Genomic DNA, 26,078 nt, shown 5'->3' with positions numbered 1-26,078 from the left:
GAAGGACCTGGACGCGAGAGAGTCGAGAACAACATGCAGTGGTGGGGATGGGTTATCGTGGCCCTGGTCGTGATCGTGGCGCTCGTTGCGCTCGTGCTGGCCATTCAGGCCAAACGTCGATCCGGCGGTGTAATCATCACTGGCCGGCCGGGCAAGACCGGAAGAGCGAGAAAACCATGATCGAACAGTTGATGCGGTCCAGTGAGATCGCCAAGCGTCCGGTTGTGACTTTCACCGGTGAAGATGTCTCGCAGATCAAGGACATCATCTACGCACCGGACGGCGGAGCCGTCGCCGGTTTCACTCTTGCCGGTCGCGGACTGTTCTCCGGTCCCCGGAAAGAGGTACTTCCATGGCGGTCCGTCGCGGCATTGGGTCCGGACGCAGTGATGATTCTCCGCGAGGACATGCTCTCCCCGGCAGGCGAGATGTTCTCCGCTCCAGACTCCAGCGACGACACTCCGCAACCCTCGCATGAGCGGCGCGGTGACATCCTCGGCTCCACCGTCCTCACCGACTCCGGTACCGAATTGGGCACCGTTGTCGACGTCATCATCGAAGTCAGTGGCCGCTACGGCGGAAAGTGCGAAGTAGTGGGCTACGAGATCAAGTCCTCGGAGGCGATGAAGAACAAGGGCACCACCGTGCTCATCCCTCTGCCCGACACACTTGCCGCATCCGGGGAACATCTGATGGTGCCCGCCAGCGCCACCGATTTCGTGCGTGATGATCTCGCCGGGTTCGGTGCTGCCGTCGACGCATTCCGCGCACAATTGGGGGGTAAGAACTGATGTTGTTCTCCGAGTCCATCGGCCGCAAAGTGGTCAGCACAACCACCGCCGACACGGTCGGGACCATTGCCGGGTTCTTTATCGATCCCCACAACCGCACCGTCGCCGGGGTTCATCTCAAGAAGGCCAAGTCCGGGAATGCGCTCGCGTGGTCGGGAATTTCCGCGTTCGGAATCGATGCCGTCACCGTCGGATCCTCGGATGCGATCGTCGATGCCGACAACGAGGCCTCACTCTCGGCTCTGGAAGGAAAGATCCACAACGTCGTCGGAAAGCGCGTACTCAGCACCGGTGGTGTCGAGCTCGGAAAAGTCGACGACGTCGATTTCGATCCTGAAACGGGAGCGATCACCTCGCTCATCGTCGGTGCCCAGCAGATCGAAGGACGCGCCCTTATCGGGGTGGGGTCGTACGCGGTAATTCTCGATCATCAGGATCAGTGATGGTGATCGTGGGAATCCCGACGATGTCATAGGTAGCCGAGGCGATACCGATACCTGCGGCGTCGAGGCCGGTCAAGATATCTCGACTCATTCGGTCCTTGATCGCTCGCACGCCGCGGTGCGGCACCAGGAAACGTAGAGACAGTTCGAGCCAGTTGTCGGTGATTCGCCAGTAGACGGCAGGGGCAAGAGATGTCTCCGACAGTGCGTATCGCGCACGCATGGACGCAAACGCCTTTTCCGCCTCCCGGTTATCGACGACGGCATGAGCACAAGCGGCATCGAGAAGTATCTGTTCCACACGGGCGCGGTCGTCTGTGTAGGTGATAGGGAGCATCATCTCCTCCCACAGGTACGGAAACTCGCGTGTGTAGTTGTACACCGGATCGGTGAAGATGACACCGTTGGTGACCGTGACCAAACGTCCGGTGTACTGGCGTGAATTAACCCAGATAGCTGGATCGGAGTCCGACACCGACGGTGGCTGGCCCATCTCCATGATGGTCGTCTTGAGAAACCCGAGCCGCACCACATCACCGCGGACGCCTCCGAGAGTGATCCGATCGCCGATCCCGAATGTGTCACCACGCAAAATCACGAAGTAGGCGGCGAAGGAGGTGATGACCTGCTGCAGAGCAAATGCCAGTCCAGCACTGATCAATCCGACACCGGTAGTGATATCGGTACTCGGCGTCACCCAGATCGATACCAACCCCAGCACTAGGACACCCGCGACAACCACGTGCACCCCTTGGCGTGCCCAGAATCTGCGCGAATCTCCCACCTCACCACCGAGTGTTCGCCGCGTCACCGCCAGCGCGAGCCCGCGTAGCGCCAGCACTGCCACCACGAACACGGCAGTGACGAGCAGTTTGACACCGGTGGTGGTACTGATGCCGACGAGAGTGACGCCGAAGACCTCCACGGACCCCGCTGAGAAGACAACATTCATACACTGCTCCGATCCGCTTGCCGCGCCCTACGTCGAGTGAGTGTCCCACCCCCTGGACAAAGACAGAACGAAACAGCACCGCGGCAATACTCCGCCGCGGTGCTGTTTCGCTGATATGGAGTCAGCTGCCTTCGGTGTCGCTGACGAATGCCCACTCACCATCGTGGTCGACCTCGAGGCGCCAGCCAAGTTCGGAGTTGTCGGCCTTCTTGTCGATGAACCACGAGTGTGCGTCCTCCGCACTGTCTATGTCCTTGGTTTCGACGACTTCGCCTTTGGGATCGAGAACTCTGTAATTTGCCATATCTCCATGTACCCGCGAGTCATTCGATTCCAAACGTGGTTTGTCACCCGGGGGCCGGGGTACAGCAGAGCAATGAACGACGCCAGACCCACGACCATCAGCAGGCCGTACCCACTCGGTGCATCTCTATTTCCCACGGGCGGGGCCGATGTGGCCGTGTACTCCGAAACCGCCGACTCCATCGCCGTCGTTGTCGTCGACGAGAACGGTACCGAGGTGTCCTCGACCACGCTCGACATCCGGACCGGCCATGTATTCCACGGGTTCGTCGAGGATCTGACCGCGGGTTCACGATACGGACTACGGGTAGAAGGACCATGGGATCCCGAGTCCGGTCTACGCCACAATTCGCACAAGCTCCTCCTCGACCCCTATGCGAGAGCAATCGCCGGCGGAGTCGAGTGGAACGAATCGGTATTCGGCCACCACCATGACGAGCCCGACACTCGCAACGACGACGATTCCGCGGCGTCCATGCCGCTATCGGTGGTCTCGGCGTCCGAGTTCGACTGGGGCAGCGATGCCGCACCTCGAATTCCGTTGGACCGCACAGTCGTCTACGAAGTTCACGTCAAGGGTTTCACCGCCTCGCATCCCGACGTGGAGGAGTCCATCCGCGGAACCTATGCAGGGTTGGCCCACCCGGCAGCGATCGCCGAACTGGTCGCCCTGGGTGTGACTACAATCGAACTGCTTCCCGTTCATCAGTTCGTTCAGGACTCCCATCTCCTCGAAGCGGGTTCTCGGAACTATTGGGGATACAACTCGATCGGCTTCTTCGCCCCGCACAACGAGTACAGCAGTGCCGGAGACACCGGCGGCCAGGTCGATGAATTCAAAGCCATGGTCAAAGCTCTCCACAACGCCGGAATCGAAGTGATCCTCGATGTGGTGTACAACCACACGGCCGAGGGAAATCACCTGGGACCGACGTTGTCGCTCAAGGGAATAGACAACAGGTCCTATTACCGGTTGGTCGAGGACGACAGAGCGTCCTACTTCGACACCACGGGAACGGGCAACAGCCTCAACGTCGGCCACCCAGCCGCGCTGGCTCTGATCATGGACTCCTTGCGGTATTGGGTTACCGAGATGCACGTCGACGGGTTTCGATTCGATCTTGCGAGCACTCTGACCCGCCAGGATTCCGATCTGGACAAGCACAGCGCGTTCCTCGATCTGGTTCACCAAGATCCGACGCTGGCGCCGGTCAAGCTCATCGCTGAGCCTTGGGACACCCATGGATATCAAGTGGGCGGATTCCCCGCTCGCTGGTCCGAGTGGAACGGCCAATTCCGCGACGACATTCGAGACTTCTGGCGCGGTGAACCCGGATCGCTCGGCGCCTTCGCGCAGCGCATCACCGGCAGCCCCGACGTCTACGAGGCCAGCCGTCGGCCGACATTGGCGAGCATCAACTTCATCACTGCGCACGACGGTTTCACCCTCGCCGACCTGAACAGCTACGACGACAAGCACAACGATGCCAACGGCGAGAACAACGAGGACGGCGAGTCCGACAATCGTTCGTGGGGTTGCGGCGCCGAAGGCCCCACCGAGGACGAAGGCATCCTTGCCCTGCGCGCACGGCAACAACGAAATCATCTGGCGACGTTGCTGTTGTCTGCGGGCGTGCCGATGATCCTCGGCGGGGACGAAATCGGCAGAACTCAGCAGGGGAACAACAACGCCTACTGCCAGGACAACGAGCTGTCCTGGTTCGACTGGGCAAACGCCGATCTTGATCTTCGCAACTTCACCCGCGAACTCCTACGCATGCGCCGCGAGCATCCGGCACTGCGTCCGAAGTGGTTCCGGCACGACAGTGACAGCAATGCCGAGAACTCGGTGGATTTCTACCGGGCCGATGGCGCCAAGCTAGGCGACGAGGACTGGGAGGACGGGGCAGCACTGTCCATGCTCGTGCGCATGACGGCGCCAGAGGATGACACCACCTTCGCCTGGCTCGTCAACTCCTCTTCCGGCCCAGTGGACTTCTCGCTGCCGGAGGGAAAGTGGGAGCAGTTTCTGTCGAGCGATCCCGATCAGGCCTATGAAAGCGAGGGCCCGACGATCCTGATTCGTGAGCACTCGTTCACCCTCCTGACAGCAGAAGACTAGAAGGCAGGGCCTAGAACCACTCGGGGTTCATATCCAGAGTCGTACGGTCCAGGGCCGCCAGGAGGTCGAATTGCGGGCCTGTCTTCGGTAGCTCGTAGCCGAAGAAATACCGTGCTGCTTGGCGTTTGCCGTCGTAGAAGGCTCCGGTCTTGCCTTCTAAAGCGGTGAGCTGCTCGAGCCACATCCAAGCGATGACCACATGCCCGACCGCTTCGAGGTACACGGTCGAATTCGCCAGTGCCACAGCAGGATCACCCGTCGACCACAGCGCTGCGGTGACCTCGACCGTGCGGTTCCATGCCGCTTCCAGTTCACCGGCGAACCGGGCGGTGTCGACGCTCAGCGGCCGGGCCCGTTCGACGGTGGCCAACATTTTGGAACCGAGGACCGCCACCCCTGCCCCCGACTGCATGGTTACTTTTCGGCCCAGCAGATCGAGCCCCTGAATGCCGTGCGTCCCCTCGTGAATCGGATTGAGTCGATTGTCCCGGTAGTACTGCTCGACGTCGTAGTCACGGGTGTAGCCGTACCCGCCGTGAATCTGGATCGCCAGGCTGTTGGCCTCGAGGCACCACTGTGACGGCCAGCTCTTCGCGATCGGCGTCAACACATCGAGTAATAGCGTCGACTCCGCCTTGATGGTGTCGTCGCTCGTCGAATCCTGCTCGTCGACGAGCCTGGAGCAATAGAGACCGAGTGCAAGCGCTCCCTCCACATATGACTTCTGTGCCAACAACATCCGCCTGACGTCGGCGTGCTCGACCAGCGGCACCGCAGGAGATGACGGATCCTTGGACCCCACCGGCCGACCTTGAGTGCGAACCTTCGCATACTCGAGCGACTTCAGGTATCCGACGTAACCCAGCGCAATTGCCAGGAACCCGACCCCGATTCGGGCCTCGTTCATCATATGAAACATGTAGGAGAGACCGCGATGCTCCTCGCCGACGAGGTAGCCGACCGATCCGTCGAAAGCGAGAAGGGTGTTGGTTGTCCCACGGTTACCCATCTTGTGGTTCAAACCGACGAGAGTCACCTCGTTGCGCTCCGCGTTCGGAAGAAGCTTGGGGACGATGAACAGCGAGATGCCCTTGACTCCCGCTCCCCCACCCGGGATTTTGGCCAGCACGAGGTGGATGATGTTTTCGGTGAGTTCGTGGTCGCCTGCCGAGATCCACATCTTGGTTCCGGTGATCCGGTAACTGCCGTCGTCCTGCTTCTCGGCCCGGGTCGTGATGTCGGCTAGCGAGGAACCCGCCTGCGGCTCGGATAGGCACATCGTGCCGAAGTACTTGCCCTCCAACATCGGACGCACATACTCATCGATCTGCTCGGCAGTTCCGTAGGTCGAGATCAGATTGGCATTGGCGACGGTCAGGAACGGGTACGACGCCGTCGACGCATTGGCCGCCTGAAAGTACGCCATCGATGCGCGAGCGACCGTCGTCGGCAGTTGCATCCCGCCGACGCTCTCGTCGAACTGACTTGCAATGAGCCCGGCAGCGGAATAGACGTCCAGTGCGGCCTTGACCTCATCGATCATGTCCACCGAGCCGTCGGGACGCATTGTCGGCTCGTTCGCGTCGGACTTCTTGTTGTGCGGTTCGAAGTGCTTGTGCGCGATGTCGGCACATAGGTCCAGTACCGCGTCGAACGTCTCCTTCGAGTGTTCGGCGAACCGCGCGCGGTTCGTCAGCGATACGACGTCGAGCCACTCGTAGAGCAGAAAGTCGAGATCGCGGCGAGAGAGTACGTCGGTCATGGCGGGCCTCGTGTCGGAAAGTCGCAGTGGGAACTATGCAGGTGCATAGTTTCTATGCACCTGCCTATAATCGACCCGGCACCCGATCGTGTCAACCCTGGGCCCGGAGAGGAGGGATCGAGCGACCATGAGTGTCGACGAGGTGAGCACCTCCAAAGCCGCCGCCCGAATCAGAAGCGCCGCCATCGAGATTTTTGCTGCCAAAGGGTACGGCGCAACGTCGACGCGCGAGATCGCCGCAAGCCTCGATCTCAGTCCCGGGGCCATGTATCCGCACTACAAAACCAAAGAGTCGCTGCTGTTCGATGCGAGCCTCGACGGACACCGACGTGCGCTCGCCGAAACCAAGCAGGCCGATATCGAAACCGACACGCCGCCGGTTCGACTCGCATCCACGGTCCGCGCGTACGTCCAGTTCCATGCCCGTCATCACGCATTGGCACGCGTCATCCAATACGAACTGCGCTCGCTCACACCCGAGCACTTTCGCACGATCGCCGCTGTTCGACGGAACACTTCCAAGGTGTTCACCGACATCATCGGCGCGGGCGTGGTCACGAAAGATTTTTCGATCGCCGATACCGACGCTGCCACTTTGGCGATTACCTCGCTCGGAATCGACGTCAGCCGGTGGTTTCCGAGCAAGTCGTTCTCGGACCCGGACGTCCTGGCCTCGCGCTATGTGGAACTGGCACTTCGGATGGTCGGCGCACCGCCGTCGTAGTTTCCACGGCAAGCCGACCCGTCCAGAGAGCTATCGACTCACTCCGACGACAACGTCGGTTGCCATTGCTGTGGGTCACGCACGACGATCGGGAGTGCGTCCGGGTCACCTGCAGGCCAACGTGCTGGAGATTCACCGAGCTCGTGCAAGCGTTCCATTTGCTCACGGCACCACGGGGATACCGCACCACCCTCGGCAACGAAACTCGAAAACTGTTGCCAGGGAACCCAGTCCGCGCGCGACACCTCTTCGGGATTCGGTTTCGGAGCGGGCCCGTCGTAGACGACGCCGAACACCGGACACAGTTCGTTTTCCACGATTCCGTTTGTCATGACGGCTCGATATCGAAAACCGGGCAGCAGCAGGCGCACGCCTCCGGCCTCGATTCCTAACTCCTGGCTCAACCTGCGCAGGACCGCGTCACCCAGATTCTCCCCCGGGCCCGGATGCCCGCAGCAACTATTGGTGGTCACCCCCGGCCAGGTCGACTTATGATGGGCACGCTCGGTGACCAGCACCTCGTCCTTGCTGTTGAATACGTAGCACGAGAACGCCAGATGCAGCGGAGTCGTCGTCGTATGCACTGTCGACTTCGCCTGCGTTCCCAATTTCCGGCCAGCATCGTCGACGAGGACGACCTCCTCGGTCAGCATCGGGCACTGCCGGTGGATGAGGTGTGGGGCGCGCAAGCTATCCGATCCATACCCTCATGTTCCCAGACCCCGCCACATTCGAAACATTTCGACACCGATCGGCGCGTTCTCTTGTCATTCCACGGTCGAAGGCCACACCACGCGTGGGTGGAAAGTTCGATGTTTGTAGTGACCGGCGGAACGGGTAGTGCGATACGCAGGCGGGGCCGTGTTGTTCACTTCGCCGCCAGAGCGCCCGGGCAGGTTGAGCACACAGCCTCCCGGTCGTTCTTGTTCCCCGGACCCCGACCGAGCCTGGGTCGTCAAGAACTCGACGGAAATGTGAGATCCAGAGCCGCCGAGAGATCGGCGACCAGATCGGCCGGATCCTCCAACCCCACGGAGAATCGCAAATGTCCGAGGGTCCGGAAGGAATCCGGATATCGGGCGACCCGCGCACCTTCCGTTCCTACGTGCACGATCAACGACTCGTCGTGACCGAGTGATACCGCCGAGGTGATTACTCGAAGATTCGCGACGAACTCATTGTGGGTATCGGAGTCGGCGTCGATCGCAAAAGCCATCATCGCGCCGAACCGACCGTCGAACTGGCGCGCGGCAACCTCGTGCTGAGGATGCGATTGCAATCCCGGATAGGCGACGAACGCCACCCTCGGATCGTTGTCGAGAAATCTGGCGATGGTCGCGGCAGAGCTAGTCTGCTGGTTCAGCCGCAGCGGCAGTGTGATCGAGCCGCGACTGATCAACCAGGCGTTGAACGGGGAGATGACACCGCCGACATCGACCATTGCGTCGTTCTTGATCCGACCGATGAGCGCGCTCGATCCGATGACCGCACCACCCATTGCGTCACCGTGCCCGTTGATGTATTTGGTCAGCGAATGCACGACCAGATCTGCGCCATCGGCGAGCGGGCGGTACATCGGAGGCGGGGTGAATGTCGAGTCCACCGACAACAGGACACCTGCGTCGTGCGCTACCCGCGCGATTGCCGCGATGTCCGTGACCTTGGTCGTCGGATTCGCGATCGCCTCGACATGCACCAGAACGGTGTTCTCTCGCACAGCAGCCGCGACCGCGGCGACGTCCGAGCTGTCGACGAACGATGCTTCGATTCCATACTTTTGTGGCAGAAGCTCCGAGAACAGCCGGAAGGTCGCTTCGTACGTGACATCACCGACCACCACATGGTCACCGGACGAGAGAAACGTGAAGAACACGGCATGCAGTGCGGCCACTCCGGAGGCAAGAACGACGGCGTCCTCGCCTTTGTCGAGTGCCGCCAACTTCTCCTGCAACGCAATCTGATTTGCACCGGAGTTGCGAGTGTAGAGCGGCACATCGGTGGCCGACCAACTCAACGACGACGGATCCTCGGGTAGTGCATACGAGTTCGCCATGACGATGGGTTGCCTGATCGCTCCCGAACCACCGTCTGTTCGATTGCCCGCGTGTACCGCTTGTGTGGGGAACGCCAATGTCGATGGGTCTTCTTTGTCGGGACGCGATGTCATACCGAGCAATCTAGCGAACCGGAGACCGCGCGTGCGCTAGCGGCGGGAGAGAACGACCACCGGAATCTCGCGGTCGGTCCACGCCTGGTAGTTCGCGAAGTCTGCGTATCGCGTCACCAGTAACGGCCACAGCCGAGCGCGCTCGGCGGAGTCTGCTGTGCGTGCCTGCACGTCACGTCGCTCGGGACCGATTTGCAGCCAGGTGTCCGGGCTCGCCATCAGATTCGAATACCACTGCGGATTTTTGGGCATTCCACCCTGCGAGGCCACCACGATCACGTTGTCGCCATCGAGCAGATAGATGAGCGGGGTGGTGTACTCGGTGGCCGACTTTCGGCCTCGGTGCCCCAGCAGGAGTACTGGCACCGGCTTGCGGAATCCGCTGCCGATACGCCATTTCCCACCGATCCGGCCGCCGGTGCGTCGGTACAACCAGACCTGCGCTTTGGCACCGTATTTCATCACCGAGGGAACGATCGGCGAGTCGAGGTGGGATGGCCGTGCGGGAGGTGTCGTCACGTCGCGCAGTCTAAGGCCGCCAGGGCGCAGCCGTCGACGATCCAGTCGAGCTCTACCCGTTTCTTTAAGTAACTGGTAATCTCCGTAACAGTTACATTGGGTAGAACGAAGACGGAAGGATGCACCAGCGATGACCAGCACTGTCAGCTCGAACGACACCATCGAAGCCGAGGATGTCTCAGCACGGCTGCTCGATTCCGCCGCGCAATTGTCGTACGACCCGGCCGAGGAAGTCGCCTGGGACGAACCCCTCGACCCCACCCTGTTCGGCCTCAATCCGGAATGGAGCACTCTCTACGGCACAGCGATGTGGGAGGAGATGACGCAAGAACAGCGCATCCTGCTCACCCGCCACGAGGTGTGCTCGATCATGAGCACCGGCATCTGGTTCGAGATGATCCTGCAACAGATGGTTCTTCGGGACCAGTACTGCAAGGACTCGTCGAACTCCGACTTCCAGTTTGCGTTGACCGAGATCGCCGACGAATGCCGACACTCCATCATGTTCGCTCGTGCGTGTACGACCATGGGCATCAAGGCCTACCTACCGCGCCGGATGAGCATCGAACTCGGCCGCGGCTTCAAAGCGATAGCGTCTGCCGAAGCCGCCTATGGCGGAATACTTGTGGCCGAGGAAGTTCTCGACGTGATGCAGCGCGATTGGATGCGCGGTGAGAACGTCCTCCCCCTGGTGCGCACCACCAGCAAGATCCATGTGGTCGAAGAATCACGACACATGACCTTCGCCCGTGCGCAGATGCGTGAACGGATTCAAGGCAAGAGCGTGGCGCGAGGTAAGTCGAGTGCGCTGGTCGTTGCCATCGCCGCTCGCATCATCGTCTCGAACATGGTCAACAAAGGGGTATACGAGGCTGCGGGTCTCGACGCAGATCGAGCAATCAAAGAGGCCAAGAACAACGCCCACCACCACACCATGATGCGAACCAGCAGCGAACACCTGATGGCTTTCCTGCTGGACTGCGGTCTTGTCACCAAGCCGGCGGAGGCAATTTATCGTCGGCTGCACATGCTGTGAAGAAGGAATAGCTGATATGGCCTTCGCCATCACCCAGAACTGCTGCAACGACGCGTCCTGCCTGTCGGTCTGCCCTGTCAACTGCATCCATCCGACGCCTGATGAGCCGGATTTCGGCAAGACCGAGTTGCTGTACATCGACCCACGCTCCTGTATCGACTGTGGGGCATGCGCCGATGCATGTCCGGTCGACGCAATTGCCCGCGTCTCGCGTCTGACACCGGAGCAGTCGATCTACGCGGATATCAACGCCGACTATTACAAGGACAAACCGATCGATCCGGCCTGGGCACCTCCGCGGTTCCCAGCCCCGGCGGTAAACGAACTTCGACGCATCGATGTCGCGATCATCGGGACCGGCCCGGCTGCCTGTTACACCGCACAGGCACTCCTTCGGCTTCCGAGCAGCCGGGTGACGTTCTACGACCGCCTGCAGACAGCAGGTGGACTGGCTCGCTACGGGGTGGCACCCGACCACCTCGGAACCCGTCGAATCAACGAGCATTTCCGGAGCATCTTCGCGCACCCCCGCGTCAGCATGAAGCTGGGAGTCGAGGTCGGAGTCGGCATAGACCACCAGACTCTGGCCGAACGCTACGACGCCGTCGTGTACGCCGTGGGTGCGGAGAAGGATCGCCCCCTCGACATTCCAGGCCTCGACCTGCCCGGTTCGATCAGCGCTCGCACCGTAGTCGGTTGGTACAACGGCCATCCCGACGTCGCCGCCGATGCCGTCGACCTGACCGGCGTTCGGAGTGTCACGATCGTCGGCAACGGCAACGTGGCCCTCGATGCGGCGCGCATCCTCACCGCCGACCCGGACGATCTCGCATCCACCTCCATCGCACCTCATGCCCTCGCGGCACTCCGGCAGCACCGAGTCGAGGAAGTGGTCGTTCTCGCTCGTCGTGGTCCGGAGTTCGCCGCATTCACCCGTTCCGAGTGCCAGGCACTGCTCGACCGCCCACACGTCGATGTGGTGGTAGCCGGATCGCCGGAGACCCTGTCGATAATCGACGAGCTTCCCACCTCGGCTCCGGCGTCGGCGCTGCGTGGCGCGGACGTCGCCGAACTGGGTTCACCGCATTCTTCGCCGCGGATCGTCTTCGCTTTCGGACGGGCACCTCTCGCCGTTCACGGTGGCAACCGTGTCGAGTCGGTCCTCGTCGGCACCGGAGACGATGCACGATCAATTTCCACCGAGCTGGTACTTCTCGCGATCGGATATCGCGGAACACCCTCTGCGGGAGTTCCTTTCGACGAGAGATCGGGGACCATCAACAATATCGACGGCCGCGTGTCCGACCATGACGGAACACTCGTAGCAGGTTGCTACGTGGTCGGTTGGGCCAAGCGTGGCGCCACGGGCGGAATCGGCGACAACAAGGTCGATGCAGAATTGACTGTGGACGCGCTCATCGAGGACGTCGCGGCACGCGGGCCCCGACGCACCCGAGACCGGTACCGAAGACTGTCTGCATCAGCGAAAACTATCGAGGACGTCGTTATACTCGATCGGTGAGCACTTCTGAGATCGCGACTGTATTGGCCTGGCACGACGCACTCAACTCGACCGACGTGGACACGGTATTGGCTTTGTCGAGTGACGACATCGAGGTGGGCTCGGCCGATGGCGCTGCGCAGGGGCTCGAGCACCTACAGGAGTGGGTGCGCACTCCCGGAGTGACACTCACTCCCGGTGCGATGTTCTACCGGGACGGCGTCGTTGTCGTCGAAGAATCGGCGACCAGCGAGGCCGAGCCGACAGTACCCACTGCGGAGGCCGCCAGCTTCCGGGTCGTTCACGACCACGTCACGTCGATCTTCCGTCATACCGACCTCGAAACGGCCCTCTCCGCCACAGGCATGTCGGAGAGCGATCGGGTAGCCGAAAGCTGACCCACCCCAAGCACTCTCACTACTGATGGACCGAACGGTGCGGTACCTGTCCTACTCGATCGGGCACCGCACCGTCAGCAACATCAGTCGTCGCCACGCGGAGGCGGCTCGACGTCCACGCCTCCGCTCCGGTGCTCGGGCCCCGCGTCAGGATGGCTTGCCGGAACGCGGCTGCGCGAATTGGCGGCTTCGCTTTCGTGGAACTTCCTACGCCAGCCCTCGTCGGGCCGGTAGGGGCCAGGCTTCGGACGAAGCTTGCCACCGGGAAAAGCGAGTCGGGCGATCGTGCGGTGCACCATCCCCCACTGCTGCATCAACGGGCCACTGTTGTACGGCAGTTGGTAGCGCTCGCAAATGTCCTTGATCTTCGGAGACACTTCGGAATACCTCGTACTCGGCATGTCCGGGTACAAATGGTGCTCGACCTGGTAGCTCAAGTTCCCGCTCATCAGATGGAACAGTGGCCCGCCATCGATGTTGGCAGCCCCGACGAGTTGGCGAACGTACCAGCCGCCGCGGGTTTCGTTCTCCACTTCTTCTTCACTGAACGTGTAGGCCTGATCCGGGAAATGCCCGCAGAAAATGATGCCGTGCGACCAGACATTGCGAATGATGTTCGCGAAGAAATTTGCGGCGAACGTTGCGAGGAACGTGCTTTCGATGCCGCTGAAGCGAGCATCGAGCACGTTGGATACGGCGTTGTTCTTCCCGAATCGTGTCGACTTACGCAACCGCGCAGCCACTCTCGACTTCTTGCTCTCGCGCAGATGCCCTCCGGACATCAGCTGCGCCAGGCCGAATGCGCCCGCACTGATAACCGGCCAGCCGATGTAGTCCTTGACGAACTGCCGACGTGCTTTACCTGCAATTCCCTCGAGATCGGCCAGCAGTTCCTTCGGCGACTTGTCACCGTGTCGCAACGCATCGAGGTCCAGATCGTGCAGCGCCACTCCCCATTCGAAGAACGCCATCAGGAGAACGTTGTAGAAGGGCTGCGCCAGATAGACCGGGTGCCACTTCTGCCGCGGGTCGATACGCATAATCTCGTACCCGAGGTCTTTGTCCTTGCCGCGAATGTTCGTGTACGTGTGGTGCACGTAGTTGTGTGAGTGCTTCCACGATTGCGCCGTCGATGCAGTGTCCCAGTCCCACACCGAAGAGTGGATCTCTGGATCGTTCATCCAGTCCCACTGCCCGTGCATGACGTTGTGGCCGATCTCCATGTTTTCGAGGATCTTCGCAACTCCGAGGCAGGCCGTGCCCGCCAGCCAAGCAGGCTTGCTCGTCGAGCCGAGCAGAAGTACACGACCCGCGACCAGAAGTTGGCGTTGTGCCGCGATCACCGAGGTGATGTATTTCCGATCCTTCGCCCCCAGACTCGCGTACACCTCGTCGTGAATGGCGTCGAACTCTTTGGCCAACTGTGCGATGGTCTCCTCGCTCAGGTGTACCAGCGGATTGACCGGCTCCGTGCGAGTCGAGTGGTCGATGGTCATAAAAATCCCTCCGGAGATCTCATAGCTCGATTTCGATGTCGCCCTCGGCCGTGTTCACACAAATTCGCACGGCTTGTCCCGTTGGTTCCGATACATCCCTGTTGCGCAAGTCGCGTAAACGCCCGGACCTCAGCGTTCCGATACAGGTGTGGCAGATCCCGATGCGACATCCGAATGTCAGGTCGAGACCTGCGTCTTCACCGGCCACCAATATCGTCGTTCCGCCGTCGCACTCCACGTCCTTGTCACTGTTGACGAACCGGATAGTGCCGCCCTCGCCGTCGTCTGCATTGCCACCGATCACTGGCTGAAAGCTTTCATGATGGAACCGCTCGTAGTCGCCCTCGTCCTTCCAGTAGGACCGCAGGTCGTCCAGATGCTCCCCCGGACCGGAACAGAACGCCTCACGCTCACGCCAGTCCGGAACGAGCTTGTCGAGCTCGGTGGCTTTCATTCGACCTTCGTCGCTGGTGATGCGCAGTTCGAAACGAAAACCAGGATGCTTCGCTTCCAGTTCGGCGAGGGTGTCGGCGAACATCAACTGCTCACGGCTGTGAACCGAGTGGACTACGACGATGTCTTTCATGTGGTCGTGGTGGTCCAGACTTCGAAGCATGCTGATGATCGGTGTGATACCACTCCCCGCACTGATGAACACCATCTTCACCGGTATCGGATCGGGAAGCGTGAACTCCCCTTCGACCTCGCTGAGCCGGACTATGTCGCCGGCCCTGATGGTGCCGACCAGGTAGGGCGACACCGTGCCTTCCGGGACCAGCTTGGGACTGACGCTCACCAGGCCGTCGACCGGGTCGGGATCCGAGGTCAGCGAATACGCTCGCCAGTGGTACCGGCCGTCGATGAGCACTCCGAGGCGCACATATTGCCCCGGGGTGTGGCCTGCCCATTCGAAGCCTGGCCGGATGTAGACCGACACTGCGTCCGAACCCTCCGGCGAGACTCGTTCGACCTTGCCGCGCAGCTCACGAGTAGTCCAGAGCGGATTGATCATCGAGATATAGTCGTCCGGTCGCAGCGGATTGAACAGTAATCGGACGGCTCTCAGCATCGTCCTGCGAACTATCGAAACCTGGGGTCTGGCCCCGCGCTCTGCCACGATGTAAACGTTAACCCCGGTCACGCATGTTGGTGCTGGATTCGCGAATCAACCGAAACGGGCCGCGTCGCAGATTGGTCTGTATTTCATTGCAGTGCAGTGGAATACAGAGATCCAACCACCCTTCACCCAGGCAACGACCACCCCGGGCATCAACTTCGAAAAGGACATTCCGACGACACTCGGGCGAGTTCATCTTCGAGTGAGCCCACCCGATAGCGCCATATGATGCGCATCACCCTCACTCGGTCGGTGTTTGTCGCCGATATCGACGGGTAACGCACTAAGCAGTCCCATTGACTACGTGGGGGGCACACCAGAAACGAGAGACCCACACAACTCGAAAAGGAGCGCACGATGGCTACATCCACTCTGCTCGCACAGTTGCGGGCCGTTCTCCAACTGACGAACACCGAAATCCAGACAGCCCAAACTCGCACTGCTCAAGCTCGCACCGAAGCAGTCCGCACAGAGCTCGAACAGAATGCGTCGAACGGCCGTGACCGCGCCGACGCGATCGAATCTGCACTCCGTGACCTCGGTGGCCTTCCTGATGTCGTCGGGCCACTGCTCGGACGCACCCTCGCACTGTTCAAGACCCTCGGCGAGCAGGCCCAACCCTTCGACGAAGCGCTTCTCGGCGATCTCGCCCTCGAACAACAGCTGCTCGGCCGTGCAAAGTACATCAAGGCTCTCGCAACAGCCGCTCACGAGCCGAAAGTGGTCGACCTGGCCGATCGTTTGATCACCGCACACAGCGCCACTGTCGAATGGCTCGAAACCGTCCTCGCCGAAGACGCACTGGGCGGCCCCGCAGCACTGCGCCGGTCACCGCTGCAGGCCGCAGCAGGCGGCGCCGTCAAGTTGGTCAATGCGCCCGCGACATGGTCCGCCCGCAGTCTCGATCGAGCACTCGACGCGGCCCGCGGAACACCCGACCGTTTGGGCGAGCTACTCGGCAGAGGGGCCCACGCAGGCGATGTTGCAGCGAAGGCTCTCGCCGCCGGCCGCGACGCTGCCCTGGAAGCTGCCGAGGGTGTGACTCGCGACGAGGGCGCCGACGGAGTGGCCGACGCTATCCACGCCGCACGTGCAGCCGGTGGCATTCTCGAGCCCGAGGAGCTTCCCATCGTTGGCTACGAAGATCTGAACGTCTCCGAATCCGTATCTGCAATCAAGGAATTGGATGATCCTTCGGACATTCGCGTCGTGCTCGCCTTCGAAGAAGCGAACAAGAATCGCCATGGGGTCGTATCCGCGGCCCAGACAAGACTGGCTGCGATCGCCAAGGAAGTTGTCTCGACGCCCTGATCGATGAAGTTTCGAACAATGGAAGCCGGCCCGAGCTGATCAGCTCGGGCCGGCTTCCTTTATCGGTGAGTCGCCACGGTTTCCGGAATCGACGGGTGGGTATGTCCGGACTGTGCACGTACGTAAAGATTCACCAGCCCCGGTCGACGCCGACCCCGACGACCCTCGAAAGCCGGAGTCACCCACTGAGCTGACCAAGCCCTCCTGGCTGTTTATCGTCCGCAAGACCGCCAGAGAGTTTTCGCGCGATCAATGTACCGATCTCGCCGCGGCTCTCACCTATTACGCTGTGCTGTCACTGTTCCCGGCGATGCTTGCCGTCGTGTCGCTGCTGGGAGTGTTCGGGCAGGGCCAAGCGACCGTCGACGGCGTCCTTCAGGTCGTCGGCGATCTCGGTCCGGCCTCTGCGGTGGATACGTTGCGCGGACCGATAGAGCAGCTGGTTCAAGCTCCGGCGGCTGGGTTCGCTTTGGTCACCGGGCTATTGGGCGCACTGTGGTCGGCGTCCGGCTATGTGGGTGCATTCGGCCGAGCGATGAATCGGATGTACGAGGTCGACGAAGGTCGACCCGTCTGGAAGCTGCGTCCGATAATGCTGGTGGTGACGTTGGTTGCCCTCGCCCTGCTGGCATGCGCGGCAGCTATGTTGGCTTTGAGCGGCCCGGTCGCCAGAGCGGTTGGCGAAACGGTGGGCCTCGGTGAAACCGCGTTGACAGTTTGGAACATCGCCCGTTTCCCGGTCGTCCTCATACTGGTCGTTCTCGCTGTAGCCGTTCTCTACTACGCAACACCCAATGTCCAACAGCCGAAATTTCGCTGGATCAGCGCAGGCGCTGCAATCGGCATCGTCGCGTGGATTCTCGCATCGGCTGGTTTCGGTTTCTACGTCGCCAACTTCAGCAGTTACAACAAGACGTACGGGTCGCTCGCCGGCGCAATCATATTTCTGCTGTGGCTGTGGATTACCAACCTGGCGTTGCTGTTCGGAGCAGAACTCGATTCCGAGTTGGAACGAGGCCGTCAGCTACAGGCAGGGATCGTCGCCGAGGACCAGCTCCAATTGCCGCCACGCGATACGCGGGTCTCGGACAAGAACGAGCAAAAGGATGCTGAAGCCGTCGAACAAGGCCGCCTATTACGCACCCAACACAATCCCGATCAGTCAGAGGAAGCCGACTCTCGAACCGGCACGGAAGGAACTACCGTGACAGACCGACCCGATACTCGACCAGACGACATACGGCACGCAAGCAGGAGCGAGGTTGCAGATCTCTCCACCGTCCAGCTCGTCGAACGGCTCACCCAGCAAGTCTCGACCCTGGTACGCACCGAAATCTCGGCCGGTCTGGACGAGGTGAAAACCAAAGGCACCCGCCTGGGAATCGGAATCGGGATTTCCGGCGCCGGCGCGCTACTACTGTTCTTCGGGCTCGCCACCTTCATCGCCACGGCTGTTCTCGGTCTGGCAACCGTGCTGGACCCATGGCTCGCCGCGTTGATCATCGCGGCGGCGGTAACCGTTGTCGGCGGAATTCTTGCGCTCGTCGGGGCCAAGCGTGCGAAGAATGCGCTCCCTCCCGTTCCCCAAAACACTGTCGCCAGCGTCGACAAGGACATCACCGCAATCAAGGAAGGCATCCGATGACCGGAAAACACTCCAACGAAGCCCAGCCTTTGCAAGAGCAGACGCCCAACGTCGACGAGCTACGTGCCGAACTTTCCGAAACCGTCGCAGCGCTCGCAGCGAAGGCCGACGTCCCGACCCGCGTGCACGACAGCGCGTCGGCAGGCGTCGAGAAGGCCAAGATCACTGCCGAATCGAATCCGGGAATCGTCGCTGCTCTGGCGGCGGCTGCGATCGGTGCAGTGATTGCATACGTCGTCGTACGGCGACGCAAGTCGAGACGAGGGGTCCTCCGATGAGCACGGTATCGAAGACGATGTACAAGCCGCTGTCGTTGGCAATGAGCGTGCTCGGCGGAGTAGTAGCCGGAATGGTGTTCAAACAGGTGTGGAAGCGTATCGGGGACGACGACGACAAAGCCCCGGACCCGAAAGATCTCGGACGCTCCGCACGGGAGGTGTTGATCGCCGCAGCAGTGCATGGAGCCGTATTCGGGCTGGTGAAAGCTGCAATCGATCGCGCAGGCGCCCATGGTTATCGCGCTTTGGCACACGAAGACCCCACGTGAAGGACCACACCGCTACCTACTTCGACGTTGTGATCGTCGGCGGTGGAAACGCCGGTGTCAGCGCTGCCGCACGCCTCATCCGTAAAGGAATCAATTCCGTCGCGGTGATCGAACCCCAGCAAGTTCACACCTACCGACCGCTGTTGTCCTACGTCGGTGGCGGCCAGGCTTCGCTGAACAGCGCGCAACGCACCCAAAGATCGGTGACGCCGCACGGATGCACCTGGATCGAGGACTCGGTCACCGTCGTCGACGCTGCGGAGCGCACCGTGACGTGCGCATCGGGGAGACGCTACCGATACCGCGACCTGGTGCTGGGACCCGGTCTAGTTCCGGATGTCGACGCGTTACCGGGCATCTACACCGCGCTCGACTCGCCTGCGGTGGCCAGCAACTACCTCGACCGTGCCGAGAAGACCTGGGCGCTGGTAGAAACGATGCCCAGTGCCGGTCACGCAGTATTCACCGTGCCCAGGGCTCCTGTCAGTTGTACCGGTACGACGCTCAAACCCTTGTTCCTCGCGGTCGCTCACTGGCAACGGACCGGCCGGTTGGACAGTATCGAGATCACTCTCGTCATCGACCGCCCCCGTCTCCTCGGGGTTCCAGAACTGGATGCTCGGCTGCTGAGCCGCTTGCGGGAACTCGGCGTCCGGATACTGACCGGTACGGCGGTCACGTCGCTGGAGCCGGAAGAACGCCGAATCACGGTGACAGATGTCGACGGTAACGCCGAGCAACTGCAGTACGACTTCCTTCACCTGGTGCCGCCCTTCCGAGGCCCACTGTGGTTGCAATCCTCGGATCTGACCGGCGACAACGAACATGGATTGGTCGACATCGATCCGCTGACCTTCGCGCATCGCACGCACCCGAGCGTGTGGGCAGTCGGAGACGGTGCGGCCGTGCACACAGATCCTTCTGGCGGCGCTTTACGCCAACAGGTTTCGATACTGGTGGACAACATGCTGGCCGCTCGCGCCGGCACCGAACTGTTTTCCTACGACGGGTACACCGTCGCCCCGGTGACGGTCGACGCACATCGACTCATAGCGGGAGAATTCGACCGAACGGGTGCGGTGTCCTCATCACTTCCGTCGTTTCTCGATCCGCTCACTCCCCGTCGCAGCGCATGGGCGTTCGATCGATACGTGCTACCTCGGGTCTACTGGAATTCGATCTTGAAAGGGCGCCTCTGACGGCGATCGGAGGCCGGAGCAACCACTCAGCTCTCGATGTCTGTCCGGTCAGCAACGAGGGCCTGGTTTAATCGACCGGTAAGCGTCCACATTCGGACCGCTTCTGAGCGAGGAGTGCCCATGCCGGTCGACGAGACACAGGCAGCGCAATTCGATATTGCGATTCATCTGGACAGGTCGACGCTCGTGCTCACCGTGTCCGGTGATCTGGATATGCGGACCGCGCCTGCGCTCGACTCCGCGATCTCCAAAGGTGCACTCACGGCGCCCGCCGCCCTGGTGGTGGATTTGGCCAAGGTGACATTCGTGGCCTCGGCCGCGATGACCGTGCTCACTGTCGCTCAGAACAAGTTCGGCGACACATTACAGTTCGCCGTGGTTGCCGACGGTCCGGCCACCAGTCGTCCGATCCGGCTGATGGGCCTGGATCAGGTCTTCTCTCTCTACGAAGACCTGCCGACTGCGCTCGCGGCACTCGACTCACCGAGCTGAGGATCGGGTCCGGCGGGCACACCGAGCGCCAACACAGCGGCGTCGTCCTCGAGGCCCGACCCGAAGCTGTCCAGCAGTGCGCGAATGTCATCGATGATCGCCTCGGCAGTAGTCGGAGAATGAGACCGCGCGAAGTCGAGTAGTGCCCCGGTGTCGTCGTAACGTTCACGGCCGGGCCCGACACGCGCTTCTGTCAATCCATCGGTGTAGAGCACGAGAGTATCTCCCGGCCGCAGGGACAGCCGGGTCGAGACGAACCTGGCATCGGGAAGAATGCCGACCAACTGGCCACCTGTCGTTTCCACGAAACTCGCACTGCCGTCGGCGCGGAGAAGGAGCGCCGGAGGATGCCCGCCGCCGGCCAACTCCACCTCGAACCCGCCGTCGGCGATCGTCAGAACGCCGAATATCACAGTGCAGAACTGCGGTTCGGTTGCGTGGAACTCCTGCTCCAGCACGGTATCGAGATTGTGCAGCACCGCAATTGGGTCCCGGTCATACACCGCAGCTGCACGGAGCGCGTATCTCGTCAACGACGTCACCGCCGCCGCGCTCGCACCTTTTCCGCAGACGTCACCGAGAAAGAACCCCCATTGGTCGGCCGCGAGCGGAAAGAGGTCGTAGAAGTCACCACCTACATCCTCCGTCGACGCGTAGTGGTAGGAGGCCTGCGCGTCCAATCCCGCAGGCGGAGACAGCGAGGACGGCAGTAGCGATCGCTGTAATGTCTTGGCCAACAATTCGACTCGCGCTCGACTGTCGTCTGCACGCTTACGGGCCTCGAGCAACTCGAGCTCGTAAGCCCGCCGATGGCGAGCGTCGAGAGCTGTGATCCGAATCAACACTGGCTCACCGCAATCGTCGGTCTTGACGTTCGCGGTCAAGAACACCGGCAACCGGCCACCGTCCGCGGTGACAAGATCTACCGTGACGCCGTCGATGTGACCGTTCATGTGAAGAATCGGCGCGAAATGGGTCTCGTAGTGAATGCGACCGCCCGCAGTGAGCAGTCGCGTGAACGACGTCCCGATCATCGAGTTCTGTTGACGGCCCAGCCATGTGGCAATCGTCGAATTCAGCTTCGCAATGGTGCCGTCCGGCCACAACGAGAGGTACCCGCACGGCGCGTTCTCGTATAGATCGAGCAGGTTTTCTTCGAGGGCGTCGCTGGTAGAGGGTTCCTTCGACGCGCTCACGACCGCGCCGCGAACGCGGCTATTGCGGTGGCCGTCAGTTCGGGGGCACTGACTTGCGGGCAGTGTCCGCTGACGTCGAGTGTCTGCAACGTGCTGCCGGCGATGTTCTCGTGCACGTATCGGCCGACCTCAGCCGGGGCGAGCGTGTCGCGCGCACAGTCGACCACGAGAGTCGGCACGGTTACGCGCTTCAGGTCGGCGCGATTGTCCGAAAGAAACGTCGCTATCGCGAACACTTTGGCAGCCGCCGGGTCCGTTCGGCAGAAACTATCGGTCAGCTGCTCCTCGAGTTCGGGTCGATCCGGTGTACCCATGACGGTCGGAGCCATGACCGCTGACCAACCCAGATAGTTACTGTCGAGAGAATCGAGCAACTCGTCGATGTCGGCCCTGGTGAACCCACCTCGGTAATCGCCATCGTCGATATAGCAAGGCGACGGCGTCAACAAAATCAACTTCGCGAATCGTTCGGGCGCCTCGGCGACAGCCAGTACCCCGATCATCGACGCGACCGAGTGACCGACGAACACAACATCGCGTAGATCGAGTTCCTCGACGATGTCGAGTACGTCGCGGGCGTATTGTTCGAGGTCAGCGTACTTGGCGGCGTCCCATGCATCCGGGTTCGATCCGCCGGCACCCACGTGATCGAACAGAACTACCTTGAAGGAATCCGCTAGGCGCTCGGTGACCGAACCCCACAAATTTTGATCGCAACCGAAGCCGTGCGAGAGCATCACTACCGGACCGTCGGCAGCTCCGACGATCCTCACATTGTTCTTCGCGCGCACGTTCACCAGCACATTCTGACACTGGGCCGCACAGCCATCGAGCGCACCCTGGTTCTCGAACAAAGCACGGCGGCCACTACCGAAAATTCACGGCGCAATCTCGACGTTCACCGCCGCTGCGTCACGCGGCCCGCCAGTTCGGCAACGCTGATATTCCAGTCCTGCGAGAGCCTGCTGAGTAGGTCGAACGCCTGGACCGCGTCGATGCCGTATCTTTCCATGATCATGCCCTTCGCCTGGCCGATGAGGTCACGCGAGGCCAGCGCGGACTGCATCTGATCCTCGTGTTGAGCAGCGATCAGTGCAACGGCAGCTTGCGTGGCCAACAACAAGCCGAGTTCCTCGCTTGCAGAATCGAACCCGTTGGCCCTCTCGGAGTACAGATTGAGGGCTCCCAAATTGTCACGCCCGGTGTAGAGCTGGAATGCCAGCATCGAACGCACACCCATTCCCCATGCCGCAGAGGCGAACTGCGGCCATCGATGTTCCGATCCCATGTCTTCGACGTGAACCGTCCGCTGCTCCCAGACGGCGTCCAGGCATGGCCCCTGTCCACATTGCTGTTGTAGAGAGTCGAGTCGACGCGGTAACTCACCTGTCGCGGCCCTCGACTCGACCGTGCTGCGTCCGATGACCAACGTTATTCCGGCGTGATCAGTGCCTGGGACCATCCCGACCGCCATAGTGGTGATCGAGACCAGTGTGTCTTCGATACTCGCGTAGTTCTGCTGAAGAACACGCGCCATTTCCGACATCCCTCGACTCAGCGCTCCGTCGAGCGCCCGCCGATCAGGTGACTTCAAACTCATCGTCCCCACCCATCGCCTGAACTTGTCTGACCCGCATATCTTTCCCGACCCTACTTCGTTCTCGAAGCCGATCCGGCCGACTCGGCGATTGCAAGCGATAGAAGGACGCTCTTCGACCGTGGAGCGAAGACGCGTGGGTGGTCGTAGTTTGGTTACGGACCATTCTGGCTACCTACACGTGAAATGCCTATCGAAAGGGACAGATCATGAGTAAGAACCAAACCGAATCCAGCTCGACAGCCGACAATCTCGGCAAGGACAACACGATTCCGAATACCGAAGATGGAATAGCAGTCGGACACTCTTCCGAGTCCTCGTTCGAACCAGAGGAAGATACCGACGAAGATTGATTTCTGCTTGCCGTAGCGCGACCCGAAGGAGGTGAGCAACGCGATGACAAGCATCGCTGCCGGAGAGAAGAACTCACCGCCGGTCACCCACGACGCGCTACACGACATCGCGGAGCAAGTGCTGTGGCTGTCCACCTCGATCATCCACCACGCCAACCGAGTCCGCCCCAATCCAACCGGCCTCAAAGTTGGTGGCCACCAAGCATCCTGCGCATCGATGGTGTCGATCATGACGTCACTGTGGTTCGAGCAACTCGAATCAGGCGACCGTGTGTCGGTCAAACCGCATGCATCCCCGGTCCTGCATGCAATAAATTACCTACTGGGGGAATTGGACGAAAAGTACCTGACGACGCTTCGGACATTCGGAGGATTGCAGTCCTACCCGTCGCGCTCGAAAGATCCTGATCCTGTCGACTACTCAACCGGGTCTGTCGGCATCGGCGCGACTGCACCGATATGGGGCGCGATGTCGCGCCGCTACATCGAGACCAGCTTCGGTGGCGCGGACAGGAGTGGCGCCAGCGGAACGGCCAAAGGGTTCAGCGGACGTCAGTACTCGTTGGTCGGAGACGCCGAACTCGACGAAGGCGCAGTGTGGGAGGCCATCCTCGATCCAGGTACCGCCGACCTCGGCGAGATCGTATGGATCGTCGATCTCAACAGGCAATCACTCGATCGCGTCGTGCCCAACATCGCCGCCCGCCGCCTGGAGAAGATGTTCGACGCTGCAGGGTGGCAGGTCGTCACCGTCGAGTTCGGCCACCTCCTCGAAGAGCTTTTCACCCGCACCGGCGGAAGTGCACTACGCGAGCGCATCCTCGACATGCCGAACCCCGAATATCAACGCCTCCTGCGCTGCACTGCAGACCAAGTGCGAGTTCGCTTACCCGGCGACGGACCTGGAGCCGCAGACATTGCCGAACTCGTCGCATCTCTCGATGACACCACGTTGACCGAGTCCATCCGCAACCTCGGCGGTCACGATCTCGCTGCGCTGCGCGAGGCGTACTCCCGCATAGACGACACCCGCCCGACCGTGATCATTGCGTACACCGTCAAGGAGTTCGGTCTACCGACTCAGGGCCACCCGCAGAATCACTCGTCACTGCTCACCATCGAGGAATACAACACTCTTGCCGTCTCGCTCGACACGGATCCCACCCACCCGTGGGCAAAATTCTCGGCCGACAGCCCGGCCGGGCGCATCTGTAGCGACACTGCGCACCGCCTACGCAGAGGCGCAATCCCCGCAGCGCAGCATCCCGTCATACCGACAGATATCGGACGAACGCCGAAGGGAACTGCAACCACTCAAGCTGCGCTGGGCCGAGTGTTGATCGATCTCACCCGTGAAGCACCGGAGGCCGCTGAACGCATCGTCACCGTCAGCCCCGACGTCAGCTCAACCACCAACCTCGGCGCTTGGGTCAACAAAGTCGGCGTCTGGTCCTCCGCCGAACGTCGCGACTGGTTCGACGACGATTCCGAAACGATCGTGCACTGGCGCGAAAAGCCGACCGGACAGCACATGGAACTGGGCATCGCCGAAACCAATGTGGTCGGGCTGATGGGCGAACTCGGTTCCACCTGGAGTCGATGGGGACAACCGCTGTTCCCCATCGGCGTCATGTACGACCCGTTCGTCGAGAGAGCTCTCGAGCCGTGGTCGTTCGGAATCTACGCCGGCGGGCAGTCCATTCTCATCGGCACCCCGTCCGGCGTCACCCTTGCCTCGGAGGGCGGTGCACATCAATCGATCAAGACACCTTCGATTGGCCTGGAACAACCCGGATGTATCAGCTACGAGCCGGCATTCGCCATCGACGTCGAGTGGACTCTGCTCGCCAGCATATCGCTCCTCGGCCGTCCTGACGGCACCTCGGCCTATCTGCGCCTTTCGACACGCCCGGTCGATCAAACCCTCGCCGACGTCCCTACAGACCCTGCAGCGCGCGACCGTCGTCGACGCCAAGTCATTGCAGGCGGTTATGCGTTGACCCGCCGTGAGAAGGCAACAGTCACGATCGCCGCGATGGGTGCGCTGATGACCGAAGCTCTGGCCGCGGCCGAACGGCTCGATCAGATGGGAGTATTCGCGGACGTACTGTGCATCACCAGCCCGGGCCAACTCTACCGAGCCCTCCGAGCCAGACAAGGGCACAGCACGGGCGAATCGTGGATCCTCGATCGACTACTTCCTGTGGAACGAGCCACCCCGATGGTGACAGTCCTCGACGGGCATCCCCATTCGCTGGCATTCCTGGCGACCGTCAATCGTGTCGCGTCGACATCGTTGGGAGTGAGCAACTTCGGGCAGGTCGGTTCACTCGACGAAGTCTACAAATATCACCACATCGACACCGATTCCATTGTCAGCGCTGCCCTCGATCTCACCGGGCACTGA

26 protein-coding genes are annotated in these 26,078 nt (G+C 61.3%); 15 read left to right on the top strand and 11 right to left on the bottom strand.

Annotated features, from left to right (window positions below; translation table 11 throughout):
- Positions 1–176 precede the first annotated feature (176 nt).
- Together QMK32_RS09835 and QMK32_RS09830 are read left to right on the top strand one after the other, a co-directional pair.
- Positions 177–791 (top strand): PRC-barrel domain-containing protein, encoded by a 615-nt coding sequence (locus tag QMK32_RS09835; protein ID WP_269300936.1) that lies wholly within the window; start codon positions 177–179, stop codon positions 789–791.
- Positions 791–1,234 (top strand): PRC-barrel domain-containing protein, encoded by a 444-nt coding sequence (locus tag QMK32_RS09830; protein ID WP_283474602.1) that lies wholly within the window; start codon positions 791–793, stop codon positions 1,232–1,234. Before QMK32_RS09835 ends, QMK32_RS09830 begins: the two co-directional genes overlap by 1 nt.
- On the opposite strand, the gene QMK32_RS09825 is transcribed toward QMK32_RS09830, so the two are convergent.
- Both QMK32_RS09825 and QMK32_RS09820 read right to left on the bottom strand, forming a co-directional pair.
- Positions 1,185–2,186, bottom strand: coding sequence for a mechanosensitive ion channel family protein (locus QMK32_RS09825; RefSeq protein WP_283474601.1), 1,002 nt, complete (start codon positions 2,184–2,186; stop codon positions 1,185–1,187). The genes QMK32_RS09830 and QMK32_RS09825 overlap by 50 nt on opposite strands.
- 121 nt (positions 2,187–2,307) lie before the next feature.
- On the bottom strand, positions 2,308–2,490 hold the full coding sequence (locus QMK32_RS09820) for a hypothetical protein (RefSeq protein WP_269300939.1): 183 nt from the start codon (positions 2,488–2,490) through the stop codon (positions 2,308–2,310).
- 72 nt (positions 2,491–2,562) lie between these two features.
- On the opposite strand from QMK32_RS09820, the gene glgX reads away from it, so the two are divergent.
- Positions 2,563–4,611, top strand: coding sequence for a glycogen debranching protein GlgX (gene glgX, locus QMK32_RS09815; RefSeq protein WP_283474600.1), 2,049 nt, complete (start codon positions 2,563–2,565; stop codon positions 4,609–4,611).
- A 10-nt stretch (positions 4,612–4,621) separates the two neighbouring features.
- On the opposite strand, the gene QMK32_RS09810 is transcribed toward glgX, so the two are convergent.
- On the bottom strand, positions 4,622–6,373 hold the full coding sequence (locus QMK32_RS09810) for an acyl-CoA dehydrogenase (protein WP_283474599.1): 1,752 nt from the start codon (positions 6,371–6,373) through the stop codon (positions 4,622–4,624).
- Between the two features lie 127 nt (positions 6,374–6,500).
- Here QMK32_RS09810 and QMK32_RS09805 point away from each other — a divergent pair, with 127 nt between their 5' ends.
- Positions 6,501–7,097: a TetR/AcrR family transcriptional regulator gene (locus tag QMK32_RS09805; protein WP_283474598.1), complete on the top strand. Its 597-nt coding sequence runs from the start codon at positions 6,501–6,503 to the stop codon at positions 7,095–7,097.
- Between the two features lie 38 nt (positions 7,098–7,135).
- On the opposite strand, the gene idi is transcribed toward QMK32_RS09805, so the two are convergent.
- The 3 genes from idi to QMK32_RS09790 form a co-directional block, all read right to left on the bottom strand.
- Positions 7,136–7,750, bottom strand: coding sequence for an isopentenyl-diphosphate Delta-isomerase (gene idi / locus QMK32_RS09800; protein WP_283474742.1), 615 nt, complete (start codon positions 7,748–7,750; stop codon positions 7,136–7,138).
- Between the two features lie 302 nt (positions 7,751–8,052).
- Complete coding sequence (locus QMK32_RS09795) at positions 8,053–9,264, bottom strand: trans-sulfuration enzyme family protein (protein ID WP_283474597.1); 1,212 nt, start codon at positions 9,262–9,264, stop codon at positions 8,053–8,055.
- 36 nt (positions 9,265–9,300) lie between these two features.
- On the bottom strand, positions 9,301–9,726 hold the full coding sequence (locus QMK32_RS09790) for a nitroreductase family deazaflavin-dependent oxidoreductase (RefSeq protein WP_283474741.1): 426 nt from the start codon (positions 9,724–9,726) through the stop codon (positions 9,301–9,303).
- A gap of 187 nt (positions 9,727–9,913) precedes the next feature.
- Here QMK32_RS09790 and QMK32_RS09785 point away from each other — a divergent pair, with 187 nt between their 5' ends.
- The 3 genes from QMK32_RS09785 to QMK32_RS09775 are packed head-to-tail and all read left to right on the top strand — an operon-like array spanning position 9,914 to position 12,718.
- Positions 9,914–10,819, top strand: a complete 906-nt coding sequence (locus QMK32_RS09785) for an AurF N-oxygenase family protein (protein WP_283474596.1) — start codon at positions 9,914–9,916, stop codon at positions 10,817–10,819.
- A 16-nt stretch (positions 10,820–10,835) separates the two neighbouring features.
- Positions 10,836–12,341 (top strand): FAD-dependent oxidoreductase, encoded by a 1,506-nt coding sequence (locus QMK32_RS09780; RefSeq protein WP_283474595.1) that lies wholly within the window; start codon positions 10,836–10,838, stop codon positions 12,339–12,341.
- The gene (locus QMK32_RS09775) at positions 12,338–12,718 is read left to right on the top strand and encodes a nuclear transport factor 2 family protein (RefSeq protein ID WP_283474594.1); all 381 of its coding nucleotides are present in this window, start codon (positions 12,338–12,340) and stop codon (positions 12,716–12,718) included. Before QMK32_RS09780 ends, QMK32_RS09775 begins: the two co-directional genes overlap by 4 nt.
- A gap of 83 nt (positions 12,719–12,801) precedes the next feature.
- On the opposite strand, the gene QMK32_RS09770 is transcribed toward QMK32_RS09775, so the two are convergent.
- Together QMK32_RS09770 and QMK32_RS09765 are read right to left on the bottom strand one after the other, a co-directional pair.
- Positions 12,802–14,214 (bottom strand): fatty acid desaturase family protein, encoded by a 1,413-nt coding sequence (locus QMK32_RS09770; RefSeq protein ID WP_283474593.1) that lies wholly within the window; start codon positions 14,212–14,214, stop codon positions 12,802–12,804.
- Positions 14,215–14,233: 19 nt separating this feature from the next.
- On the bottom strand, positions 14,234–15,331 hold the full coding sequence (locus QMK32_RS09765; RefSeq protein WP_283474592.1) for a ferredoxin reductase: 1,098 nt from the start codon (positions 15,329–15,331) through the stop codon (positions 14,234–14,236).
- 357 nt (positions 15,332–15,688) lie between these two features.
- On the opposite strand from QMK32_RS09765, the gene QMK32_RS09760 reads away from it, so the two are divergent.
- The 6 genes from QMK32_RS09760 (at position 15,689) to QMK32_RS09735 (ending at position 20,525) form a co-directional block, all read left to right on the top strand.
- On the top strand, positions 15,689–16,642 hold the full coding sequence (locus tag QMK32_RS09760) for a ferritin-like domain-containing protein (protein ID WP_283474591.1): 954 nt from the start codon (positions 15,689–15,691) through the stop codon (positions 16,640–16,642).
- A gap of 112 nt (positions 16,643–16,754) precedes the next feature.
- The gene (locus QMK32_RS09755; protein WP_283474590.1) at positions 16,755–18,287 is read left to right on the top strand and encodes a YhjD/YihY/BrkB family envelope integrity protein; all 1,533 of its coding nucleotides are present in this window, start codon (positions 16,755–16,757) and stop codon (positions 18,285–18,287) included.
- Positions 18,284–18,565, top strand: coding sequence for a DUF3618 domain-containing protein (locus QMK32_RS09750; RefSeq protein WP_283474589.1), 282 nt, complete (start codon positions 18,284–18,286; stop codon positions 18,563–18,565). The genes QMK32_RS09755 and QMK32_RS09750 overlap by 4 nt, the downstream gene beginning before the upstream one ends.
- Positions 18,562–18,834 (top strand): DUF4235 domain-containing protein, encoded by a 273-nt coding sequence (locus QMK32_RS09745; RefSeq protein WP_186628993.1) that lies wholly within the window; start codon positions 18,562–18,564, stop codon positions 18,832–18,834. The genes QMK32_RS09750 and QMK32_RS09745 overlap by 4 nt, the downstream gene beginning before the upstream one ends.
- Positions 18,831–20,033 (top strand): NAD(P)/FAD-dependent oxidoreductase, encoded by a 1,203-nt coding sequence (locus tag QMK32_RS09740; RefSeq protein ID WP_283474588.1) that lies wholly within the window; start codon positions 18,831–18,833, stop codon positions 20,031–20,033. Before QMK32_RS09745 ends, QMK32_RS09740 begins: the two co-directional genes overlap by 4 nt.
- A gap of 120 nt (positions 20,034–20,153) precedes the next feature.
- Positions 20,154–20,525, top strand: a complete 372-nt coding sequence (locus QMK32_RS09735; protein ID WP_283474587.1) for an STAS domain-containing protein — start codon at positions 20,154–20,156, stop codon at positions 20,523–20,525.
- On the opposite strand, the gene QMK32_RS09730 is transcribed toward QMK32_RS09735, so the two are convergent.
- The 3 genes from QMK32_RS09730 to QMK32_RS09720 all read right to left on the bottom strand — a co-directional run bounded on the left by QMK32_RS09730 (position 20,477) and on the right by QMK32_RS09720 (position 23,321).
- On the bottom strand, positions 20,477–21,721 hold the full coding sequence (locus QMK32_RS09730; protein WP_283474586.1) for a SpoIIE family protein phosphatase: 1,245 nt from the start codon (positions 21,719–21,721) through the stop codon (positions 20,477–20,479). The genes QMK32_RS09735 and QMK32_RS09730 overlap by 49 nt on opposite strands.
- Positions 21,718–22,518: an alpha/beta fold hydrolase gene (locus QMK32_RS09725; RefSeq protein WP_283474585.1), complete on the bottom strand. Its 801-nt coding sequence runs from the start codon at positions 22,516–22,518 to the stop codon at positions 21,718–21,720. Before QMK32_RS09725 ends, QMK32_RS09730 begins: the two co-directional genes overlap by 4 nt.
- Positions 22,519–22,619: 101 nt before the next feature.
- Positions 22,620–23,321, bottom strand: a complete 702-nt coding sequence (locus QMK32_RS09720; RefSeq protein WP_283474584.1) for a GAF and ANTAR domain-containing protein — start codon at positions 23,319–23,321, stop codon at positions 22,620–22,622.
- Between the two features lie 206 nt (positions 23,322–23,527).
- Between QMK32_RS09720 and QMK32_RS09715 the strand changes: the two genes are divergently transcribed.
- Both QMK32_RS09715 and QMK32_RS09710 read left to right on the top strand, forming a co-directional pair.
- A complete protein-coding gene (locus QMK32_RS09715; protein WP_283474583.1) occupies positions 23,528–23,671 on the top strand; it encodes a hypothetical protein in 144 nt (47 codons plus the stop codon).
- A 43-nt stretch (positions 23,672–23,714) separates the two neighbouring features.
- Positions 23,715–26,078 carry a thiamine pyrophosphate-binding protein gene (locus QMK32_RS09710; protein ID WP_283474582.1) on the top strand — a complete coding sequence of 788 codons (2,364 nt, stop codon included), beginning with the start codon at positions 23,715–23,717 and terminating at the stop codon, positions 26,076–26,078.

Source organism: Rhodococcus sp. H29-C3 (assembly GCF_030063405.1).
GTDB lineage: Bacteria > Actinomycetota > Actinomycetes > Mycobacteriales > Mycobacteriaceae > Rhodococcoides.
This window is presented reverse-complemented; position numbering and strand designations above follow the sequence as displayed.

Bases quoted from the DNA above. Each gene is read 5' to 3' on its own strand.
- QMK32_RS09810 (WP_283474599.1), bottom strand. From the start codon at position 6,373: ATGACCGACGTACTCTCTCGCCGCGATCTCGACTTTCTGCTCTACGAG.
- QMK32_RS09720 (WP_283474584.1), bottom strand. From the start codon at position 23,321: ATGAGTTTGAAGTCACCTGATCGGCGGGCGCTCGACGGAGCGCTGAGT.
- QMK32_RS09770 (WP_283474593.1), bottom strand. From the start codon at position 14,214: ATGACCATCGACCACTCGACTCGCACGGAGCCGGTCAATCCGCTGGTA.
- QMK32_RS09710 (WP_283474582.1), top strand. From the start codon at position 23,715: ATGACAAGCATCGCTGCCGGAGAGAAGAACTCACCGCCGGTCACCCAC.
- QMK32_RS09820 (WP_269300939.1), bottom strand. From the start codon at position 2,490: ATGGCAAATTACAGAGTTCTCGATCCCAAAGGCGAAGTCGTCGAAACC.
- QMK32_RS09750 (WP_283474589.1), top strand. From the start codon at position 18,284: ATGACCGGAAAACACTCCAACGAAGCCCAGCCTTTGCAAGAGCAGACG.
- QMK32_RS09790 (WP_283474741.1), bottom strand. From the start codon at position 9,726: ATGAAATACGGTGCCAAAGCGCAGGTCTGGTTGTACCGACGCACCGGC.
- QMK32_RS09760 (WP_283474591.1), top strand. From the start codon at position 15,689: ATGGCTACATCCACTCTGCTCGCACAGTTGCGGGCCGTTCTCCAACTG.
- QMK32_RS09805 (WP_283474598.1), top strand. From the start codon at position 6,501: ATGAGTGTCGACGAGGTGAGCACCTCCAAAGCCGCCGCCCGAATCAGA.
- QMK32_RS09825 (WP_283474601.1), bottom strand. From the start codon at position 2,186: ATGAATGTTGTCTTCTCAGCGGGGTCCGTGGAGGTCTTCGGCGTCACT.
- QMK32_RS09835 (WP_269300936.1), top strand. From the start codon at position 177: ATGATCGAACAGTTGATGCGGTCCAGTGAGATCGCCAAGCGTCCGGTT.
- QMK32_RS09830 (WP_283474602.1), top strand. From the start codon at position 791: ATGTTGTTCTCCGAGTCCATCGGCCGCAAAGTGGTCAGCACAACCACC.
- QMK32_RS09745 (WP_186628993.1), top strand. From the start codon at position 18,562: ATGAGCACGGTATCGAAGACGATGTACAAGCCGCTGTCGTTGGCAATG.
- QMK32_RS09785 (WP_283474596.1), top strand. From the start codon at position 9,914: ATGACCAGCACTGTCAGCTCGAACGACACCATCGAAGCCGAGGATGTC.
- QMK32_RS09735 (WP_283474587.1), top strand. From the start codon at position 20,154: ATGCCGGTCGACGAGACACAGGCAGCGCAATTCGATATTGCGATTCAT.
- QMK32_RS09795 (WP_283474597.1), bottom strand. From the start codon at position 9,264: ATGACATCGCGTCCCGACAAAGAAGACCCATCGACATTGGCGTTCCCC.
- QMK32_RS09780 (WP_283474595.1), top strand. From the start codon at position 10,836: ATGGCCTTCGCCATCACCCAGAACTGCTGCAACGACGCGTCCTGCCTG.
- idi (WP_283474742.1), bottom strand. From the start codon at position 7,750: ATGCTGACCGAGGAGGTCGTCCTCGTCGACGATGCTGGCCGGAAATTG.
- QMK32_RS09715 (WP_283474583.1), top strand. From the start codon at position 23,528: ATGAGTAAGAACCAAACCGAATCCAGCTCGACAGCCGACAATCTCGGC.
- glgX (WP_283474600.1), top strand. From the start codon at position 2,563: ATGAACGACGCCAGACCCACGACCATCAGCAGGCCGTACCCACTCGGT.